This window comes from Streptosporangium sp. NPDC020145, assembly GCF_040631275.1.
Classification (GTDB): domain Bacteria; phylum Actinomycetota; class Actinomycetes; order Streptosporangiales; family Streptosporangiaceae; genus Streptosporangium.
Genome location: NZ_JBEXZT010000004.1, coordinates 123,996 through 144,024 on the forward strand (window position 1 = coordinate 123,996; position 20,029 = coordinate 144,024).

Consider the following 20,029-nt stretch of genomic DNA (forward strand, 5'->3'; position numbering starts at 1 on the left):
ATCATGCGTTTCACGGGGGTTCGTACGGTTTCCTGAGCTCCGGGGGTGCTCGCCGGGGGATGACGGTGAGCGCCGTCCGGTGCCGGAGGTGACCGTCCCGCTCGACGTACCGGTACAGCCATGCCGGTACGGCCGCGCAGGTCGCGGCGAGTGGCGGGACGGACGGGCGGGGCGCCGGTCGCCGAGGCCCGGCGAGCGCGTGGCTCCATCGCGCGCCCGAACACGGCACCGGCGCCGCAGGGGGCGGCGGACGGCTCGCCCATGAGGGATGCGGCGGGCCCAACACCGCCGTCCGCGGCCGTGTCAGCCGCCTGACGGCGTGAGCCCGAAGGGAGCCGTCAGCAGGACACGGCCGAGCGGTACGACCCCGCGGGGGCGTGGGGGCCGTACCGCCTGAACGGCGTCGCTCAACGGAGCGACGCCGTTCAGCCGTTCTTCGGGGCTCCCGAGGGTTCCTGGGTAACCAGACTTTCAGGGATATATCCCGAAAATACGTATTAAAAGCCACAGGGTGGCGGCGGTGGCTCGGGGGAAAAATCCCTAGATCGCTTTTCTGGGATGCATGTACCCCACAAAAGATCACGAATACCCTTACGTCAATATATAAAAGCGATCATGAAGGCTGTCAGTCCGGAACGGAAGAATGCCCGCGTTCGCCCACAGGTCCCTTCGCCCAGGCGGCACCGGCTCTTCCTGGCCGTCCTGCTGGTCGCGGTGGCGCTGCGTGTTCTCACCGTCATGGGCTACTCGCCGGTCGTGTGGTTCGAGGACTCCTTCGACTACGTGGGCGTCGCCGAACGGCCGCAGCCCTACGAGGTCCGTCCCAGCGGCTACTCCCTGCTGCTGTGGCTCCTGCGACCGCTGCACAGCTTCGCCGCCGTCGCGATCCTCCAGCATCTGATGGGGCTGGCGACCGGGACGGCGATCTACGCGCTCGTCCGCCGCAGGGCGGCCGGGACACGGGCGGGGTGGGCGGTGCTCGCAGCCACCCCCGTCCTTCTCGACGCCTACCAGATCTTCTTCGAGCACACGATCCTGAGCGACGTCCCCTTCACGTTCCTGGTGGTCGTCGCCGTCGCGGTCGTGCTCTGGACGCCCGGGGTCACCCCCGGCCGTGCGGCCACGGCCGGGCTGCTGCTGGCCGTCGCGGCGCTCACCCGCTCGATCGGGCTCGTGCTGCTCCCGCTGCTCGCCGCCTACCTCCTGGTCGCCCGCGCGGGCGCCCGAGCCCTGCTCACGGCGCTGGTCGCGGTCGCGGTCCCGCTCGGCGGCTACGCCGCGTGGTACGGCGCCTGGCACGGCACCCCCGCGCTCAACGGGGGCAACGGCGTGTGGCTGTGGGCCAGGACCATGCCGTTCGCCGACTGCCGGAGGATCAGGCCGCCGCAGGAGGAGGCCGTCCTGTGCCCGTCCCAGCCGGTCGGTTCGCGCCCGGCCTCGCCGTACTTCATCTGGTCGGACTGGTCGCCCCTGCGCCGGGTGCCCGGCCACCCCGTCGTCACCCGCGCGGACCTGTTCCAGCCGAGGATCGACGCCCTGGCGGGAGACCTGGCCCGGCGCGCCGTCATCACCCAGCCGCTGGACTATCTCCGGGTGGTCGGTGAGGATTTGCGCAGGACGCTGAGCTGGCGAAGAGGACCGGTGCCGGGTGTGGCGCCGGTCGTCTACAACCGTTACGTCCTGCCCAACACCGAAGGTCCGCTGCCCGACGGGGTCAGGATTCCCGGTGGAGGCATCAGGGCCGACCTGCTGGCCTACGGGCACGGACGGCCGGAGACCCGGGTCGTCGAGCCCGCGGCGGGGGTGATGCGTGCCTACCAGTCCTTCGGCTTCCTGCCCGGACCGCTGTTCGGCGCCCTCGCGGGGGGAGCCCTCCTGGCCTGCGCGACCCGTCTCATCCCGAACACCCGAACCCGGAGCACCCGAACCCGGGACGCCCGAACCTGGCGAGCCCGGATCCGAGGCGTCGGAACTCAGGGCGTTCGAACCCGGAGCGCCGAAAGCCAGGGTGCCGAAAGCCGGTTCGCCCAGAGCTCGGACGCCCCCGGCTTGGGCACCCGGGATCCGGAGGCTCAAGATTCGGAGACCCGGAGTTCGGAGACCCGGGGTTCGAAGGTGCAGGGTTCGGAGACGGGCAGGAGAGCCACACCGGCCGGGGCGTTGCCGTTGGCCATGGCGTTCGCCCTCATCGTGGGCCCGGTGGCCGTCACCGCCTACGACAGCAGGTACTGGCTGCCCGCCGTCCCGCTGCTCTGCCTGGCGTTGAGCCTCGCCCTCATCGAACGCCGCCCCGAACCGTCCCGGTGAAGGCCACGAAAGCCATGACGGCCCATGACCCACACCTTCGTCCGTGACGTCTCAGGGTGCCTCTCGGACCTCCGGGGGTGGACGCGATTCACTCCACCGCACGGGACGGTGCCGGTCAGGCGCGCAGACGCAACCCCCTGGGGGTCGGATGGAATCCGGCGGATTCGAGGGCGGCACCCAGCGGGGAGTCGTTGATGGCGGTGCCGTCGGCCCGTTCGACGGTCAGTTTGCCCAGCGCCCCGTCGCGTACGGCCAGCGCGAGGGCGTCGACCGCGGGCTGCAGGACGTCGCCGTCGGCGAAGGACAGCAGGGTCCTGCCGCCGCGTTCCACATAGAGAACCAGGTGCCCGTCGACCAGCACCACCAGGGAACCCGCCTTCCTGCCCGGTTTGTGAGACACCTCTCCCGGGTGCGCGGGCCACGGCAGGGCGGCGCCGTACGGGTTGGCCGGGTCGGTCGCCGCCAGCACGACCGCCCGCCGCGAGGCCTCACCCCGTGGCACCGCACCCTGTGACATCGCACCCCGCGGCCCTCCGCCCCGAGCTCCCCAGGACCCGCCGCCCCACTCGCTCTCACCCCCGGGGTCCATGACCGGCGGGCCGGTCCGCCACGGGTCCGAAGACACCCCGGCGGCCGGATCGTCGAGCGAGGTGGCGGGCGGGACGGCGGATGGGGAGGCGGGCGGGCGGACGGGTGGAGCCGAGGTCGCGCGCATCCGGTCGACCGCGCCGGCCAGCGCGAACTGCGCCCCGCCGAGTCCCTCGACGAAGTAACCCCTGCGGCACCGGCCGCTCTCCTCGAAGGCGCGCAGCACGGGATAGACCGCGGCGAACCCACCGGGCAGCCGTTCGGCGGCGACCGCGCCACGGGTCACCACGCCGTGCCGTTCCAGCAGGACCTCCGCCTGGGCGTGCGCGCGCTGGGTCGCGTCCTGTGACGGGGCGGGCAACGACCACCAGCGCCCGCCGACGGTCGGCGGGCCGCTCCGGCTGGGAAGCACCGCGCGCCTGCTGCGCGAAGGCGCCCTGCGGTGGGCGGGACGCCCGGTGCCGAGCGTGGCGCGCAGCGGCGCGAGCGTGTCACCGGTGATCCGCCCCGCCCACACCAGGTCCCACAGCGCGGCGGCGAGCGCGCCGTCGTCCGGGACCGCGCCCGGCATCAGGGAGCCGACCCGGCCGGACAGGTCGCGGAAGAACAACGCGCCCCCGCCGTTCAGGACGTCGAGCACCCGCTCGTGCACCGGTGTCATGGTGATCTCCACCGGATCGGGCATCAGCAGCGGGGCGGTGTCGGCGAAGTACAGCGCGACCCAGCCGTCTCCACCGGGCAGCGACCCCTGACCCGCCCAGACGACCTCGCCGGAGGAGGTCAGCTCGTCGAGCATCGAGGGGTCGTATCCGGGCACCCGCGAGGGCAGGATCAGCGTCTCCAGCGCGGAGGCGGGCACCGCCGCCCCCTGCAACTGCTCGATGGCCCCGGCCAGCGCGTCGATGGGCGGCCTGCCTCGCTGCTGACCGCCGGTGATGCCGTGCCAGGCGGGGGAGAAGGCGGCCAGGGCCTCCGGGGGAACCGGCTCGACCTCCTTGCGGAGCCTGGCCAGCGACCTGCGGCGCAGGGTCCGCAGCACCCCGCCGTCGCACCACTCCTCACCCCGGCCCCCGGGCCTGAACTCCCCGTTCACCACCCTGCCGTGGACGGCCAGGCGGCGCAGCGCGTCGGTGACGACGGCGGGCCCGAGACCGAACCTCGCGGCGGCGGTGTCCGCCGAGAACGGCCCGCGCGTACGGGCGTGCCTGGAGACGAGGTCGCCGAGGGGGTCCTCGACCGGTTCGAGGAACACGTGCGGCACCCCGACGGGCAACGGCGCGCCGAGCGCGTCACGCAGCCGGGCGGCGTCCTCGATCGCCGCCCACTGCTCCTGCCCGGCGATCCGCACCCTGATCGCCCGCCTGGCGGCCTCAAGCGCGCCGAGCCAGGCCGGGTCGCCCTCACGCAGGCTCACATCCGCCGCGACCAGCGGGCCGTGCGAGCGGAGCAGGTCGGCCAGGTCCTCGGCGTCGCGCAACGGCCGGTCGAGCCGTGCGAGCTCCCGCTCGGTGTCGGCGATCACGTCGGGGTCGAGCAGCTCACGCAGGTCGGCCTGGCCGAGCAACTCGGCCAGCAGGCTCGTGTCGAGGGCGAGCGCCTGGGCCCGGCGCTCCGCCAGCGGGGCGTCCCCCTCGTACATGAACGCGCCCACGTAGTTGAACATCAGCGACGCCGCGAACGGCGACGCCTGCCCGGTCTCGACCTCGACCAGCCGCACCCGCCTGGCCGCGATGTCGCGCATGAGCCCGGCCAGCCCGGGGACGTCGAACACGTCCTGCAGGCACTCGCGCATCGTCTCAAGCACCACGGGGAAGGAGGCGTATCTTCCGGCGACGTCGAGCAGGTGCGAGGCCCGCTGCCGCTGCTGCCACAGCGGGGTGCGCCTGCCAGGCGTGCGCTTGGGCAGCAGCAGCGACCGGCCCGCGCACTCGCGGAAACGCGCCGCGAACAGCGCCGAACCGCCGAGCTCCTCGGTGACGATCCGTTCGATCTCGTCGGGGTCGAAGACCGCGATGTCCGAGGGAGGCCCGGAGAGCGTGTCGGGAACGCGCAGCACGATGCCGTCGTCGGAGTGCACCGCCTGGACGTCGGTGCCGTAGCGCTCCCGCAGCCGTCGCCCGATCGCCAGGGCCCACGGCGCGTGCACCCTGGCGCCGTACGGCGAGTGCACCACGACCCGCCAGTCGCCGAGCTCGTCGTGGAACCGCTCGACCAGCAACGTCCGGTCGTCCGGCACGTAACCGGTCGCCTCCCGCTGCTCGGCCAGGTAGGACAGCAGGTTCGCGGCGGCGAGCTCGTCGAGCCCGGCCGCCCGGATGCGGGACAGGGCGGCCTCGCGCGCCGCGCCGCCGTCCCCCTCCGAACCCCGCCCCGGCCTCCGCCGCCTCGGCGTCGTATCGGCCGGGTCCGGGCCGCCGGAGGCGGACGACTCCGTGGTCTTCCCGCCGCCCGAGTCCGCGCCCGCGGCGGACATCTCACGCAGGAACTCGCCGATCGCCCTGCCCAGCTCGGCAGGGCGGCCCGCGCTGTCACCGTGCCAGAAGGGCAGCTTGCCCGGCCGGCCCGGGGCGGGGGAGACCAGGACCCGGTCGGCCGTGATGTCCTCGATCCGCCACGAGGTCGCGCCCAGCACGAACACGTCCCCGGCGCGGGACTCGTAGACCATCTCCTCGTCCAGCTCGCCCACCCGGGAGGACTTCTCCCCGGCGAGGAACACGCCGAACAGCCCCCGGTCCGGGATCGTGCCCCCGTTGGTCACCGCCAGCCGCTGGGAGCCGGGGCGCCCGCTCAGCGTGCCCGTGACCCGGTCCCACACGACACGCGGCCGCAGCTCGGCGAACTCCTCGCTGGGGTAACGCCCGGCGAGCATGTCGAGCGTCGCCTCAAGCGCGCTGCGGGGCAGCCCGTGGTACGGCGCGGCACGCCGTACCACCGTCTCCAGCTCGTCGACCGTCCAGTCGTCGAGCGCCGTCATCGCCACGATCTGCTGGGCCAGCACGTCGAGCGGGTTGCGCGGGTAGCGCAGCTCCTCGATCCGCCCGTCGCGCATCCGCTCGGCGACCATGGCCGTCTGGACCAGGTCGCCTCGGTATTTGGGGAAGATCACGCCACGGGAGACGGCCCCGACCTGGTGACCGGCCCTGCCGATGCGCTGCAGGCCGCTGGCCACGCTCGGCGGCGACTCGACGCAGGCGACCAGGTCGACCGAGCCCATGTCGATGCCGAGCTCCAGGCTGGAGGTCGCCACCACCGCGGGCAGCCGCCCCGACTTCAGAGCCTCCTCGATCTGGGAACGCTCCTGCTTGGAGACCGAGCCGTGGTGGGCCCGCACGATCTCAGGGAGGGCTCCCTTCGAGGCACCGGCCTGCGCCATCATCGCCGCCGAGGTCGCCAGGGAGGCCGGGGGCGCGGGGGCGCCGGGGGGAGTGGGGAAGCCCTCGGCCCAGTGGGCGGGCTCCCCGGCCCCCGGCTCCGGCTGGGAGCCCGCCCCGTGCTGCCAGGCCAGCTCGTTGAGGCGGGTGCACAGCCGTTCGGCCAGCCGCCGCGAGTTGGCGAACACGATCGTCGAGCGGTGCCGCCCGATCAGGTCGAACAACCGCTCCTCGACGTGTGGCCAGATGGAGCGTCTGGGCGCGGGACCGGCCGGCCACCGCTCCTCGTCGGCGGGGTCGGCCGGCCGTACCGGGGCGTCGAGCTCGGTCATGTCCTCGACGGGGACGACGACCTCGACCTCGATCACCTTGTCCGAGGGCGGCTGGACCACCACGGCGGGCTTCCCGCCGCCGAGGAAGGTGGCGACCTCGCTCACCGGGCGCACCGTCGCCGACAGCCCGACGCGCTGGGCGCGGCGGGCGAGCAGGGCGTCGAGCCGTTCGAGGCTGAGGGCCAGGTGCGCGCCGCGCTTGGTCGCCGCGACCGCGTGCACCTCGTCGAGGATGACGGTCTCGACCCCGCGCAGCGCCTCACGGGCCTTGCTGGTCAGCAGCAGGAACAGCGACTCCGGGGTGGTGATGAGGATGTCGGACGGTTTGGCGGCGAAACGTCTGCGCTCCTCGGCGGAGGTGTCGCCCGAGCGGATCGCCACCGAGATCTCCGGCACCGGGAGCCCGAGCCGCCGGGCGGTCTGCCGCAACCCGGCCAGCGGTGCCCTGAGGTTGCGCTCGACGTCGACCGCCAGCGCCTTGAGCGGGGACACGTAGAGCACCCGGCACCGCCGGGAGGGCTCCTCCTCCGTCCGTTCCTCCGCCCGCGCCGCCAACCGGTCGAGTGACCACAGGAACGCGGCCAGGGTCTTGCCCGACCCCGTCGGCGCGACCACGAGAGTGTCGTCGCCCCGGGCGATGGACGCCCACGCGCCCTCCTGCGCGGCGGTCGGGGCGGAGAAGGCTCCGGTGAACCACTGCCTGGTCACGGGGGTGAAGAGACTGAGCGCCCCGCCCATGGGATCGGTGTCCGCCTCACGCACGTGAGATCGCCCCCTCGTCTCGTCCCGGCCGGACGGCCCGGCCACCGCTCCATGGTGCACGGCGCCACCGACAGAATCCGTCCCACTCCCTCACCCCACTGATAGGGGGAAAGATCACAATAAGTCGTCCTTAATAGCTTTTATCCAAATTTGTGATGCCAGCCGGGGCCCGGAAGTGGGGCATGAGTCAGAAAAGGTTCATCCACCATCAAGACGGAGATAGATCCCAGGTGAGCAACCAAGCCGGTGAGCGTGCGCGATGAGCATCGACCACCCCGCCATCGAGGCGGCACGTGAACGAATCAGGGCGGAGTACCTCAGGGATCACCGTCCGCCGAGCAGCGTCAGAGGCCTGCACCACGTCGCGCTGCTCTGTTCGGACGTCGAGACCACGATCGCCTTCTACCAGGACCTGCTGGAGTTCCCCCTCACCGAGATCGTCGAGAACCGCGACTACCGAGGCTCGAACCACTTCTTCTTCGACGTGGGAAACGGCAACCTGCTGGCCTTCTTCGATTTTCCCGGCCTGGACGTCGGCCCCTACCGGGAGGTGCTCGGCGGCCTGCACCACATCGCCCTGTCCGTCGATCCGGCGACCTGGGAACGACTGCGCGGCAAGCTGGAGGCCGCCGGGGTACCGCACCAGATCGAGAGCGGCGCCTCCATCTACTTCCGGGACCCCGACGGCACCCGCCTGGAACTGCTCGCCGACCCCCTCGGCGAGATGTACGGCTCACATGTCCTGTGACGGGGGCCTTCCCGGGTGGAAGGCCCTCGCGCCCTGACAGGTCGTGGATCCGCGCCCCCGTCGGACACCGGACGGTCGCGGCCCTGGGAATGCCGTGAAACACGGGAAACCGCCTGCTCTCCCGTCTTCGGTTCGGAAAGGCCGCACCTGAGAGGAGTTTTCGCGTGACGCGTCCTCGTTTCCATGCTCCCGGTGTGAAGTCCGGAGAAACGCCCGGATAGTACGGCCGTCGCGTTGATCTGGAGGAATGCGTATCTCGGAAGAACGCGGTCTTCGGTAGCATGGCGTGCGCTCTGTCATTCGGTCATGTCATGACCAAAAGCGCGGATAGGGTGAACTGAATCGCCGCCGAAGGTCCTTGGCCGATCCTTTCGCGCGCCGGAAACCGCCGAAGGGGAAACCATGGTCGAGCGCGTCCCATGGATTCCCGTGACATATGCGGATCTCGTTCCGGTTTCCCGTCCGCCTGACCGCGCAGGCGACCGCGGAGTCCAAGGTCCCGCACCTGGCCGCGCACCTTTCCCGAAAGGCCCAGCCCGGCCCCCTCATCCTTCTCTCCGGGACACCGATGTCGTTCTCCTCCTCCTTGTTCCTGTGGTTCTTCATGCCGGTCACGCTGCTGGCCTACTGGGTGCTCCCCTCGCACTGGCGCAACTCCCTCGTCGCGGTGGTCAGCCTGGTCTTCTACACCTGGGGGGCGGGGCCGTACACGGCGTTGCTGCTGTCGGTGATCGCCGTGAACTACGCCATGGGCCTCGCCCTGGACTCGGAGCGGCTCAGGGAACGTCCGCGGACACGCAGGGGCCTGCTGGTCACGACGATCGTGTGGGACCTCACGATCCTGGGGGTGTGGAAGTACGCCGGGTTCGCCAGCCGTCAGATCGACGCCCTGTCGAGCGCCCTGGGACTGGGGCACAGCCCGATCGTGAGCCTCGCCCTGCCGATCGGCATATCGTTCTTCACCTTCCACCACCTGTCCTACGTGGTGGACGTCTACCGGCGCAGCAGGCCCGCCCAGCGGAGCCCGGTGCGGTTCGTCACCTACATTGCGATGTTCCCCCAGCTCATCGCCGGGCCGATCGTCCGGTACCACGAGATCTCCGAGCAGCTCTCCGACACCCGGCGTGACCGGTACGCCGACTTCGCCGCGGGCTTCCCCCGGTTCGCCCTCGGGCTGGCCAAGAAGGTGATCGTCGCCGACACGATCGCCCCGGTCGCGGACGCCGCGTTCGCCCACGCCGGAGGCCAGATCACCACCCCGACCGCCTGGCTGGGGGCCGTGGCCTACACGCTCCAGATCTACTTCGACTTCTCCGGATACTCCGACATGGCCATCGGCCTGGGCATGATGCTGGGCTTCCGGCTTCCGGAGAACTTCGACCGGCCGTACTCGGCGTACTCGGTGACGGACTTCTGGCGGCGCTGGCACATGTCCCTGTCCCGCTGGTTCCGCGACTACGTCTACATCCCGCTCGGCGGCAACCGCCGGGGCACCCTGGTCACCTACCGCAACCTGCTGGTCATCTTCGTGCTCTGCGGCTTCTGGCACGGCGCCAACTGGACATTCCTCGTCTGGGGTCTGTACCACGGAGGCCTGCTGGTCGCCGAGCGGCTGCTGGGCTGGGACCGCCCGCCGGGCACCGTCACGACCGCGGCGCTGCGTCGTGCCGTGACCTTCCTGCTGGTCGTGGTCGGCTGGGTGTTCTTCCGGGCGGAGACGATGACCGGGGCGGTCGACGTCCTCCAGGCGATGTTCGGCTGGCGGCCCGGCGGCCTGGACGAGTTCACGGCCTTCGCGCTCAACCACCAGCGGACGCTCACCCTCGCGCTGGCGCTGGGCGTGGTGCTGCTGCCGGCCTCGTTCACACTCGGCCGCCTGGTCGAGGCGGGGCGGGGCCGTACGGCGGTGGCGGCGCGCGTCGTGGTGACGTGGGTGGCCGCCCCCTACTCCGCCGTCCTGGTCGCCGCGGGCACCTTCAGCCCGTTCCTGTACTACCAGTTCTGAGAGAGAGGCCGTCGATGACCGCAGTCGAGACCGAACCGGCGACCTCGGGGACCCGGCCCCGTCGCCTCCGGGGGCGGCTGCCGACGCTGCTGGCGGCGGGGCTGTTCTTCTTCGGGCCCGCGCTGGCCTTCGCCCTGGGAGACCGGGCCGTCGAGATCGAGAACCGGAGACTGCCGGAGTTCCCCTCACTGTCGGAGGGCTGGGACCTCATCCCGAAGGCCGAGTCCTGGGCGGTGGCCCACCTGCCGCTGCGGCAGTACGCCATCCGTGGCAACGCCGCCCTGTCGGAGGGGGTGTTCGGCCAGCTCCCGTCGTACAACACCGGCAGGAAACCGACCTATCCCCGGGCGATCGAGGGCCGTAACGGCTGGCTCTACTTCGGGGACGACGTGATCGAGGCGTGCGGGCCGCGCTGGAGCGTCGCCGAGACCCTGGAGCGGACACGAAGGCTGGCCGAGATCGTGCGGAGATCGGGCAGGAGGTTCGTGCTCACCGTCGCGCCGGACAAGACCACCGCCTATCCCGACGAGCTCCCGGAGCGCTTCCTCGGCCAGGGATGCCTGCAGAGGCGCAAGAAGGAGTTCTGGGCGGCGCTTGAGGCGGCCCGCCCGCCCGGCTACATGGACCTGCGGGGCCCGCTCCAACGACTGCGCGTGGAGACCGGCGCGCCGACCTACTGGCGGACCGACAGCCACTGGAACGAGCGTTCGTGCGGACTGTACGGCATGACACTGGCCCAGACGCTCGACCCCCGGCTGGCGCGGGGAACGAGCCTGGTCAAGGTCGGGCAGGAGCCCAGGGTCGGCGACCTCGGGCCGATGCTGGGCACGCCACGCGAGGAGATCATCGACCGGTGGTCCCTGGTCAGGCAGGGGGTACGGCGGACCAAGCAGGACGACACGCAGCTGCCCACCTCCTTCAGCACGGCCAACGCCTCCTCCGGGGCGCCGCTGTACGAGCCGAGGACCCTGCTCGTCGGTGACTCGTTCACCCGTAACTCGCTGCCGTGGATCACGCCGTACTTCGCGGACCTGACCTATCTGCGCAGTGACGCGCCCGCCAAGGCGGGGCCCGGGTACGTCGCGGAGAAGGTCGCCGGGAGCGAGACGGTGGTGTTCGAGATGGTGGAGCGCTACTTCGTCGGCGGGCACGGGGAGATGCTGGACGACGCGACCCTCGCCGCGATCGAGAAAGCGCTGCGCTAGCCTCTCCGCCCTCGCGATTCGATCAGGATCCGAACATCCGTAAAGGAGTGCCGAAAGCGTTTTTGTATATGGCGTCATGTCGCCCGTGCGGCGGGCGGCCCTTTCCCGTTCGGAGGGTGATGGCTTTATCACGGCTCGTGATGAATGTTCGGTCGTCGCCTCCGTGAAATCGGATTTCTCTCGTGGGGCAGGGGGCGGGCGCGCGCCACGGCGGGGCTCCTCGATCCATGGCGTCCGGCACCCGTGGCCGGGGTCATACTTGGGGGATGCGCCTGTCGGATTTCTGGGACCGGATGAAACTGCACTTCGGTGACGCCTACGCCGAGTCGTGGGCTCGTGACTACATCCTGGCCGAGCTGGGCGGCAGGACGGTGGACCAGGCGCTCGCCGACGGTTTCGCGGCCAAGGACGTCTGGCGGGCGGTGTGCGGGGTGATCGACGTCGCCCCCCGCCTGCGCTGAGGGCCCCGCCCCGGCCTCCGGGGTGCCTTCGTTCCCGGGCCGTGGGTTTCGCGCGAAACGCCGCCGGATATGGCCGCCCCTTTCCCTGCGCCGATCTTGAAGCGTGTTCCCCGGGCGGACGGGCCGGTCACCGGAAAGTTTCCGGGACGTGTCAACTAGCTGGGTAAATAAGCGCTTCGTGATCGTCCCGCCCATCACATGGGTGAGCGGGCCTCGCCGGCCATGCCGAACTTCGTATGGTTCCTCGTGTTGATCGACTTTTCTCGTAAGGCCGCCACCTGGCCGAATATCGTTCCGGTCGCAAATAGCGAGGGTTAAGTCACAAAAATTGGTAGATACATTGCGATCGCACTGTTGTATACCCGAGGTATGCGTATCCGGATAGTGGGGGTCTGTCCGCTGTGTCTCTTGTCGACCGCGAGCCGACCCGCCCCATGACCCATGGTCCGCCCGTCAGGGACGGGCCCGCCGGGAGGGCGCCCCGGCCGACACACGCGCGCGGCCTCCGCGTGCGGCGGCCGTACCTCGTGATCTGGAACCTTCGCGATCTCCTGACGGCCCGTGCGCGGGCCGTGCCCTCAGGCACGCAGGACGAGAGCCGCCGAAACCGCGATTTCCCAGGCCAGATACGGTGACGATGAAGAATGCCACCCAGAAGAAGACGGTCCTTCTGGCCGAGAGCCGCACGCTTCTCCGGATCGGACTGAGGGAGATCCTCGACGAGACCGGAGACATGGCGGTGACCGGTGAGACGACCGACTCGACGGACACCATCCGCAGCATCCGCGACCTGTGCCCCGAGGTCGTCGTGATGGGACCGCTCAGCGACTGCGCCGACTCCGTCGAGGCGACCAGGAAGATCGTGGCGGAGCTCCCCGGCGAGACCCCTCGCTTCCTCGCGCTCGTCGACGCCTGGGACGCCCGCTCCCTCGACATGGCCGAGCCCGAGGTGGGAGGTCTGCTGTTCACCAACGCCTCGGCCGAGGAACTGCGTGCCGCGATCAGGATGCTGTCCGCCGGATACTCCTTCCTGGCCCCCGAGGCGTGCCAGCGGACCGTCAGGACCGCCGCGACGGGATCGCCCAGGACGCCGCCGGTGACCGACATGACCAGCAGGGAACTGGACGTATTGCGCCTGCTGGCCCGTGGCTACACCAACGCGGAGATCTCCAGGGACCTGTCACTCAGCGAGAGCACCGTCAAGTCCCACGTCCAGAACGTGCTGCACAAGAAACACCTGCGCAACAGGGCGGGCGCGGTGATCTACGCCTACGAGACGGGCCTGATGAAGGTCGGGGAGAACCCCGTCCACCTGTCCCGCAGGAGGTATCCGCAGGAGGAACGCAGCCGGGCGGCCAACGCGTAACGGGAGGTCAGTCCACTTGCCCGCCCATTGGCACTTTCGCGAGATCATGCCGCTTGCCACGATGACACCCCGTGACGTTCATACGAGACAAGGCCGACAGGCGGCGCGGCATGATCGGTGCGGCGACCGCGATGTTCTGCGTCGGCACACTGACGGGGGTCTCTCCCGCGCTCCACGGCTATCCCGTGTACGGCGGGCAGGCGGTGCGCTACGCCGTCGGCGCGGTCCTGCTGTTCGCCGTCGTCAAAGCCAGGCGGCTGCCACCGGTCAGGCTGACCCGCCGCGAGATCCTTCTCGTCGCCGCCCTGGCCCTGGTCGGGCTGGCGGCGTTCAACGTGTTCGTGGTCGAGTCGACCCGCTACGCCGACCCGGCGATGGTCGGCACGATCGTGGCCACCGTCCCCATCGTCTTCGCGGTCGCCACACCGCTCATGGAGGGCAGGAGGCCGACCCCGCACGTCGTGGTCGCGGCGGTCGTGGTCGCCACGGGGGCGGCCGTCACGATCGGCCTGGGCGGCGCGACGCTCGTCGGGGTGCTGCTCGCGCTCGGCGCGCTCGGCGGGGAGGTCGGCTTCTCACTGCTGGCGATCCCGCTCCTGCCGAAACTCGGCGCCGTCAGGGTCGCCGCCTACTCGGCCGCCGCCTCCGTGCCGCTGCTGCTGATCGCCGGGGCCGTCGTCGACGGACCGCGGATGCTGCGGACGCCCACGCCCTCGGAGGCGGGGGCGCTGGCCTACCTCGCCGTCGTGGTCACCGCCTTCGCGTTCTTCTGCTGGTACGACGCCCTGCCCCGGCTCGGCGCGGAACGGGCCGGCCTGTTCTCCGGCTTCCTGCCGCTGGGCACCATCGTCGCCGCCGTCGTCCTGGGGACGGGCCACCCCGGCTGGCCGGAGTTCGCCGGGGCCGCCCTCGTCGTCGTGGGCCTGCTGATCGGGCTACAGCCGACGGGCCCCTCCATCTCGACGGCGGGCCGTCAGCCGGTCGAGCAGCGAGAGTAACGGGGCCGTCGCGGCGGTCGTCACCAGCGCCATGACCACCAGCACGACGAACAGCCGTTCGCTGAGCATCCCCAGGGCGAGCCCGAGGTTGAGCACCACCAGCTCCGTCAGGCCCCTGGCGTTGAGAAGCACTCCGAGCGAGGCCGAGTCGGGCCAGCTCAGCCCGGTCGAGCGGGCCATCAGCATCGGACCGGCCAGCTTGCCCAGCATCGAGACCACCACGACGAGCACGGTCACGCCGAGCAGTGAGGCGTCGAGCCCGCTGCGCCAGACGTCCGTGCGCAGCCCCGTGCCCACGAAGAAGAACGGCAGCAGCAGAAGCCCCGAGACGGAGTTGATCCGCTCGGTCAGCCGGGACAGGGATCCGGAGGGACAGCACAGGCCGTACAGGAACGCGCCGAAGATGGCGTGAATCCCGATCGCCGAGGTCACCGCGGAGGAGGCGAGCAGGCCCGCCAGCAGCACCAGCAGGCGTATCTCCGGCCGGTCCTCAAGCGCGGTGAGAATCCTGGCCAGCCAGGGACGGACCAGCCAGGTCATCACGACGCCGTAGGCGAGCACCAGCGTCACGGTGAGCGCCGCCCTGACCGGGGTGTCCCGGCCCGCGACCGCGGTCATCACGGCGATCAGGCACCAGGCGACCACGTCGGCGATCGCCGCGCACAACATGCTCAGCCTGCCCAGCGGGGTACGGAACATGTCCCGTTCGACCAGGATGCGGGCGAGCACCGGGAAGGCGGTGATCGACAGGGCGGAGCCGAGGAACATCGCGAAGACCACCGGGCTGGCCTGAGGCCCGGCCCAGTCGCGATACAGCAGGCTCGCCAGGAGCGCGCCGCCGAGGAAGGGACCCGCGATGCCCGCGTGGGCGATCGTCACGGCGGCCCCGCCCTGACCGCGGAAGGAGGTCTGCCTCGTCTCCTGGCCGACCACGAACATCAGGGCGATCAGCCCAAGGTCGGCCAGGCCCTGCAGGACGGGACGCACCTCGGCGGGGAAGAGCCAGGCGCTCACGCCGGGCAGCAGCGCGCCGAGCACCGAGGGCCCGAGGCAGAGCCCGGCGAAGATCTCCCCGACGACGGGCGGCTGCCCCACGCCCCTGGCCAGCCGTCCGAAGAGCCTGGCGGCCAGGATGACCACGGCTATCGCGGCGAACAGCTGGACGCTGTGCTCGACGGGACCGGAGGCGGAGGGCACCGGCCGCGCCGTGCCCGCCGAGGTCCCCAGCATCACCAGCAGGCCCACGGCCGCCAGCGCGGGCAGGATCGCGGTCAGGACGTAGACGGCGGCGCCCGCCCCGCGGCGTGAGACGGGGGCCCCCGACGGGCGGGGATCGAGCTCGACTGTGCCCGTGGGCGTCGGCGTCATCGTGCCTCCGAGGTGAGCAGACGGCGGTGGATCTTGCCGTTCGGTGTCCTGGGCAGCTCGTCGACGTGCCGGACGGCGTCGACGATCATGTGCCGGGGCAGCGAGGCCGCGCAGTGGCGCTTGATCTCCAGCAGGTTCGGGCGCTCGGCCCCAGAGGGCACCAGGTAGGCGACCAGCCTGGCGTCGATGCCGCTGCCGGTCAGCACGACCGCCGCGTCACCGACGGCGGGATGGGCCTGCAACACCGCCTCGATCTCGCCGATCTCGACCCGGTACCCCCGGATCTTGACCTGTCCGTCACGCCTGCCGAGGAAGCGGTAGTCGCCGTCGTCCTGCAGCAGCACCAGGTCACCCGTCGCGTACGGCCCGGCCTGCGGCGCGGAGCCCCAGTACCCCAGCATCACCGTCGGCCCGTCGACGACCAGCTCACCCTCCTCGCCGGGACCTGCCACGCCCCCGCCCTGCCTGACCGCCCACACCCGGTCACCGGAACAGGCCCGCCCGATGGGGACCGGCGTGGTCCTGTCCCCGGCCACCTCGCCGACCTCGTGGAAGGTGCACACGTTGGTCTCCGTCGGTCCGTACAGGTTGAGCATGCGCACCCCGGGCAGGTGCTCACGGAGCCTGCGCAGATGCGTCACCGGGTACGGCTCGCCGGCGAACAGCAGCGCGCGCAGCGCCGAGGGGCGCGCGTCGAGCAGCCCGCCGTCGCGGGCCATCAGGATCAGCGCCGAGGGCACCGAGTACCACACGGTGATCCGCCGGTCCAGCAGGAAGTCGACCAGCAGGCGCGGGGCGTAGGCCGTCTCCTGCGGGATCAGGTGCACCGAGGCCCCCGCGTGGAAGGCGACGTACAGGTCCAGCACCGACAGGTCGAAGTGGAAGGGGGCGTGGTTGGCGAAGCGGTCTGCGGGGACGGCCCCGAGCTCGGCGGCGGCCCAGCCGACGAAGGCCAGCGCGTTGCGGTGTGACAGGCAGACGCCCTTCGGCACGCCGGTCGAGCCCGAGGTGTACAGGATGTAGGCCAGGTCGTCGGCCGTCCCGTCCGGCTCCGGCAGCGGCGGCGGGGTGCCCTCGGGTCCCGGGCCGGGCGCCGGGACGTCCACGCCGTTGAGCTCCAGCGTCCGCAGGCGCTCGGGGGAGGTGACCACGGCGCGCGGCGCGCAGTCCCGCACCAGGTGGACGGCCCGCTCGACCGGGCTGAGCGGATCGACGGGCACGTAGGCGGCCCCCAGACGCAGCACCGCCTGGGTCGCGACCACGGCCTGCGCCGACTTGTCGAGCCAGAGCGCCACCCGGTCGCCCCGCCGTACGCCGGTCGCGGCCAGCGCGTGCGCCAGGCGGTCGGCCTCGGCGTCCAGCTCGCCGTAGGTCAGGGCGGCGTCCGGCCCGGCGACGGCGAGCGCCTGCGGGGCGCGGCGGGCGCTCCGGCGGACGAGTTCGTGCAGTCTCACAGCCCCAGCTCCTTGACGATCTGTTCGAGCTGGATCTCCGTGGTGCCGGAGAAGACGGTCGAGGGCAGCGCGTCCCGCAGCGCGCGCTCCACCCCCGCCTCGCCGCGGATGCCCGCCCCGCCGAAGATCTGCACGGCGTCGAGACCGGCCTGCACCGCGCCCTCGCTGACCGCGAGCTTGGCCATCGCGACGTCGAGTACGGCGCGCTCGCCCCGGTCGAGCCGCCAGCAGGCCCGCCACAGCAGCAGCCGTGCCGCCTCAAGGCGCAGCCGCAGCCGCGCGATGCGGTGCGAGACCGCCTGGTTGTCGGAGACACGGCGGCCGAACTGCCTGCGCTCCCCGGAGTGCTCGACGACCGCGTCGAGCAGCCGTTCGGTCAGGCCCAGGTAGCCGGCGAACAGGCAGGTGCGCTCCCAGCGCATCGAGGACTGGAAGATCGCCGCCCCCTGCCCCCGCACACCGAGCATGGCGTCCGCCGGGACACGGCACCCGTCGAGCCGGACCCGCGCGGCGGGGACGCTCTCCAGCCCCACCTTGCGGAACGGCTCACCGACGGTCAGTCCCGGCGTGCCGCGTGACACGGCGAACGCGCTGACCCCCATGTGCCCGAAGGCCGGGTCGGTCGAGGCGTAGACCGTGAAGACGTCCGCGATCGGCGCGTTGCTCACGAAGGACTTGACCCCGGTGATGACGTAGTCGTCGCCGTCGCGGACCGCGCGCGTCGTCATCGCGGTGACGTCCGAGCCCGCCTCGTCCTCGGTGATCGCGTTGGCGCCGACCAGTTCGCCGGAGCACAGGCCGGGGAGCGTCGCCGCACGCAGCTCCGCGCCGCCGTGCTCGGCGATGGGCATCGCGCAGGCGAACAGGTGCGCCATGGTGGCGAAGACCAGCCCCATGTCCTGGCAGCCCCGGCCGAACGCCTCCACGGTCAGCGCCGTGTCCAGGAAGCCGAGTCCGCCGCCGCCGTACTCGGCGGGCACGGACAGGCCCGTCAGGCCCAGCGCCGCGCACCGCCCCCAGTCCTCACGGGTGAGGAACCCGTTCTCGGTCACCGGCCATGTACGTGTCTTTTCCCGGACCAGCTCGTATCGCTCCCGCTGGTCGGAATCCCAGGCGAAATCCACGCTCGGAAGCTTAGGATCGGCCGCTTTCCGCTGTCCTCATCATTCCAGCGGAAGCTTCTGTCCCGGAAACGGGAAAACGTGGGGAACAAGTCTGCCCACTCGTCCTTTCCACCCCCCTACCAAATGAGGAGTCCACCTGTCCTCAGGGTGGCGGGGGAGAGGTGAAGTTCAATATTTGTCAGGAGGACAGTCAGAGCACCGCTTCGTAGTCTCATGCCGGTGGTCGTGCCCGGAGCGACGGCCACGGCGGTGTGATCGCCCGATGGGTCACCCATGAGACGGGAGCTGCGAATGAACGAGTCGGAGGTCTCCGACGTACTCCGCAAATACCTGCAGGAGAGAATCCTTGACACCTCGGACGTGGAGATCGAGCCGGAGACCCCGTTGCTCGAATGGGGAATTCTCAATTCGCTCACGACCACCCGGCTCGTCGGATTCATCAGGGAACAGTACGGGATCGAGATTCCCATGGAGGAGATGGTCGGCGGGAACTTCAAGGACCTGCGGAGCATCAGCGGTCTCGTCGTACGGCTCGGCAGCGAGTGAACGTGTACCGGTGTGCCCGTGAACGTGTCCACGAGGGGAAGGCCAATCATGTCTGACGTTGACTTCGACATCGCGATCATCGGAGGCGGTCCCGCGGGATCCACGATGGCCTCCTACCTGTCGCAGGCCGGGCTGTCCTGCGGCGTGTTCGAGGGCGCGATCTTCCCGCGCGAGCACGTGGGGGAGTCCCTGATCCCCGCGACCACCCCCGTGCTGTCCGACATCGGCGCGCTGCCGAAGATCGAGGCCGCGGGCTTCCCCAGGAAGTACGGCGCCGCCTGGACCTCGGCGATCGACGCGAAGATCCCCACCCTGGGATTCGAGGTCTCCCACGGGTTCGGGACGGCCGAGATCGACTTCAGCGAGCGTGACCAGGCCGGGGTCAACCAGGACTACACCTACCACGTGGACCGCGGGCGGTTCGACCTGATCCTGCTGCAGCACGCCGAGTCGCTCGGCGCCAAGGTCTACGAGGGCATCCGGGTGCGCCGGGTCGACTTCTCCGAGCCCGAGCCCAAGCTGGTCTTCAGCATGGGCCGCAGGGAGACGGACGTGCGGGCGAGGATGGTGATCGACGCCAGCGGGCGCAACACCTTCCTCGGCAGGCAGCTCAAACTCAAGGTCTCCGACCCGGTGTTCAACCAGTACGCGATCCACACCTGGTTCGACGGGCTCGACCGCGGCGCGCTGTCGGTCGACAAGGAGCAGAGCGACTACATCTTCGTCCACTTCCTGCCCATCACCGACACCTGGGTGTGGCAGATCCCCATCACCGAGACGATCACCAGCATCGGGGTCGTCACGCAGAAGAAGCACTTCAGCGAGGCCGGATCCGACTGGGAGACCTTCTTCTGGAGGTGCGTGGAGAGCCGCCCCGAACTGGCCGAGGCGCTGCGCGCGAGCAAGCAGGTCAAGCCGTTCAAGCCGGAGGGCGACTACAGCTACGCCATGCGGGAGATCTGCGGCGACGGCTGGCTGATGATCGGCGACGCGGCCCGCTTCGTCGACCCGATCTTCTCCAGCGGCGTCAGCGTGGCCATGAACAGCGCCAGGATCGCCTCCTACGACATTCTCGCGGCGGCGGAGCGGGGTGACTTCACCAAGCCCTCCTTCGCGAACTACGAGGGCAAACTACGCAACGCCGTGAGCAACTGGTACGAGTTCATCTCCATCTACTACCGGCTCAACATCCTGTTCACGGCCTTCGTCGCCGACCCGAGATACCGCCTCGACGTGCTGAAGATGCTCCAGGGAGACGTCTACGACGGCGGCGAGCCGGTGGCTTTGACCAAAATGCGAGAGATCACCCGCCAGGTCGAGGAGAATCCTGATCATCTCTGGCACAAGCACCTCGGCACGCTGCGCGCCCCCAGCGCGGCGCCGCAGTTCTAGCC

At 70.8% G+C, this 20,029-nt stretch carries 13 protein-coding genes; 9 read left to right on the plus strand and 4 right to left on the minus strand.

From position 1 onward, the window contains the following. Nucleotides 1-615 precede the first annotated feature (615 nt). Nucleotides 616-2,307: a hypothetical protein gene (locus ABZ463_RS08740; RefSeq protein ID WP_362774519.1), complete on the plus strand. Its 1,692-nt coding sequence runs from the start codon at nucleotides 616-618 to the stop codon at nucleotides 2,305-2,307. A 115-nt stretch (nucleotides 2,308-2,422) separates the two neighbouring features. Here ABZ463_RS08740 and ABZ463_RS08745 read toward each other — a convergent pair whose 3' ends face one another. After that, the gene (locus ABZ463_RS08745; RefSeq protein ID WP_362775330.1) at nucleotides 2,423-7,336 is read right to left on the minus strand and encodes an ATP-dependent helicase; all 4,914 of its coding nucleotides are present in this window, start codon (nucleotides 7,334-7,336) and stop codon (nucleotides 2,423-2,425) included. A 283-nt stretch (nucleotides 7,337-7,619) separates the two neighbouring features. On the opposite strand from ABZ463_RS08745, the gene ABZ463_RS08750 reads away from it, so the two are divergent. The 6 genes from ABZ463_RS08750 to ABZ463_RS08775 all read left to right on the plus strand — a co-directional run bounded on the left by ABZ463_RS08750 (nucleotide 7,620) and on the right by ABZ463_RS08775 (nucleotide 14,143). Then, entirely contained in the window at nucleotides 7,620-8,108 is a 489-nt protein-coding gene (locus tag ABZ463_RS08750) for a VOC family protein (RefSeq protein ID WP_362774522.1), read from the plus strand. 436 nt (nucleotides 8,109-8,544) lie between these two features. Continuing rightward, on the plus strand, nucleotides 8,545-10,113 hold the full coding sequence (locus ABZ463_RS08755; RefSeq protein ID WP_362774525.1) for an MBOAT family protein: 1,569 nt from the start codon (nucleotides 8,545-8,547) through the stop codon (nucleotides 10,111-10,113). Nucleotides 10,114-10,127: 14 nt separating this feature from the next. Next, nucleotides 10,128-11,318 (plus strand): hypothetical protein, encoded by a 1,191-nt coding sequence (locus tag ABZ463_RS08760; protein ID WP_362774528.1) that lies wholly within the window; start codon nucleotides 10,128-10,130, stop codon nucleotides 11,316-11,318. 266 nt (nucleotides 11,319-11,584) lie between these two features. Then, nucleotides 11,585-11,779: a DUF3046 domain-containing protein gene (locus ABZ463_RS08765; protein ID WP_352008539.1), complete on the plus strand. Its 195-nt coding sequence runs from the start codon at nucleotides 11,585-11,587 to the stop codon at nucleotides 11,777-11,779. Between the two features lie 637 nt (nucleotides 11,780-12,416). Further along, nucleotides 12,417-13,145, plus strand: a complete 729-nt coding sequence (locus tag ABZ463_RS08770) for a response regulator transcription factor (protein WP_352008540.1) — start codon at nucleotides 12,417-12,419, stop codon at nucleotides 13,143-13,145. 71 nt (nucleotides 13,146-13,216) lie between these two features. Further along, entirely contained in the window at nucleotides 13,217-14,143 is a 927-nt protein-coding gene (locus ABZ463_RS08775; RefSeq protein WP_352008541.1) for a DMT family transporter, read from the plus strand. On the opposite strand, the gene ABZ463_RS08780 is transcribed toward ABZ463_RS08775, so the two are convergent. The 3 genes from ABZ463_RS08780 to ABZ463_RS08790 are packed head-to-tail and all read right to left on the minus strand — an operon-like array spanning nucleotide 14,081 to nucleotide 18,089. Beyond that, nucleotides 14,081-15,511: a cation:proton antiporter gene (locus ABZ463_RS08780; RefSeq protein ID WP_352008542.1), complete on the minus strand. Its 1,431-nt coding sequence runs from the start codon at nucleotides 15,509-15,511 to the stop codon at nucleotides 14,081-14,083. The two genes, ABZ463_RS08775 and ABZ463_RS08780, sit on opposite strands and share 63 nt — an antisense overlap. Next, complete coding sequence (locus ABZ463_RS08785) at nucleotides 15,508-16,965, minus strand: amino acid adenylation domain-containing protein (RefSeq protein WP_362774533.1); 1,458 nt, start codon at nucleotides 16,963-16,965, stop codon at nucleotides 15,508-15,510. The genes ABZ463_RS08780 and ABZ463_RS08785 overlap by 4 nt, the downstream gene beginning before the upstream one ends. Then, the gene (locus ABZ463_RS08790) at nucleotides 16,962-18,089 is read right to left on the minus strand and encodes an acyl-CoA dehydrogenase family protein (protein ID WP_352008544.1); all 1,128 of its coding nucleotides are present in this window, start codon (nucleotides 18,087-18,089) and stop codon (nucleotides 16,962-16,964) included. The genes ABZ463_RS08785 and ABZ463_RS08790 overlap by 4 nt, the downstream gene beginning before the upstream one ends. A 291-nt stretch (nucleotides 18,090-18,380) precedes the next feature. Here ABZ463_RS08790 and ABZ463_RS08795 point away from each other — a divergent pair, with 291 nt between their 5' ends. Both ABZ463_RS08795 and ABZ463_RS08800 read left to right on the plus strand, forming a co-directional pair. After that, complete coding sequence (locus ABZ463_RS08795; RefSeq protein ID WP_352008545.1) at nucleotides 18,381-18,635, plus strand: acyl carrier protein; 255 nt, start codon at nucleotides 18,381-18,383, stop codon at nucleotides 18,633-18,635. Between the two features lie 48 nt (nucleotides 18,636-18,683). After that, the gene (locus tag ABZ463_RS08800) at nucleotides 18,684-20,027 is read left to right on the plus strand and encodes an NAD(P)/FAD-dependent oxidoreductase (RefSeq protein WP_352008546.1); all 1,344 of its coding nucleotides are present in this window, start codon (nucleotides 18,684-18,686) and stop codon (nucleotides 20,025-20,027) included. The last annotated feature ends 2 nt before the right edge of the window (nucleotides 20,028-20,029 follow it).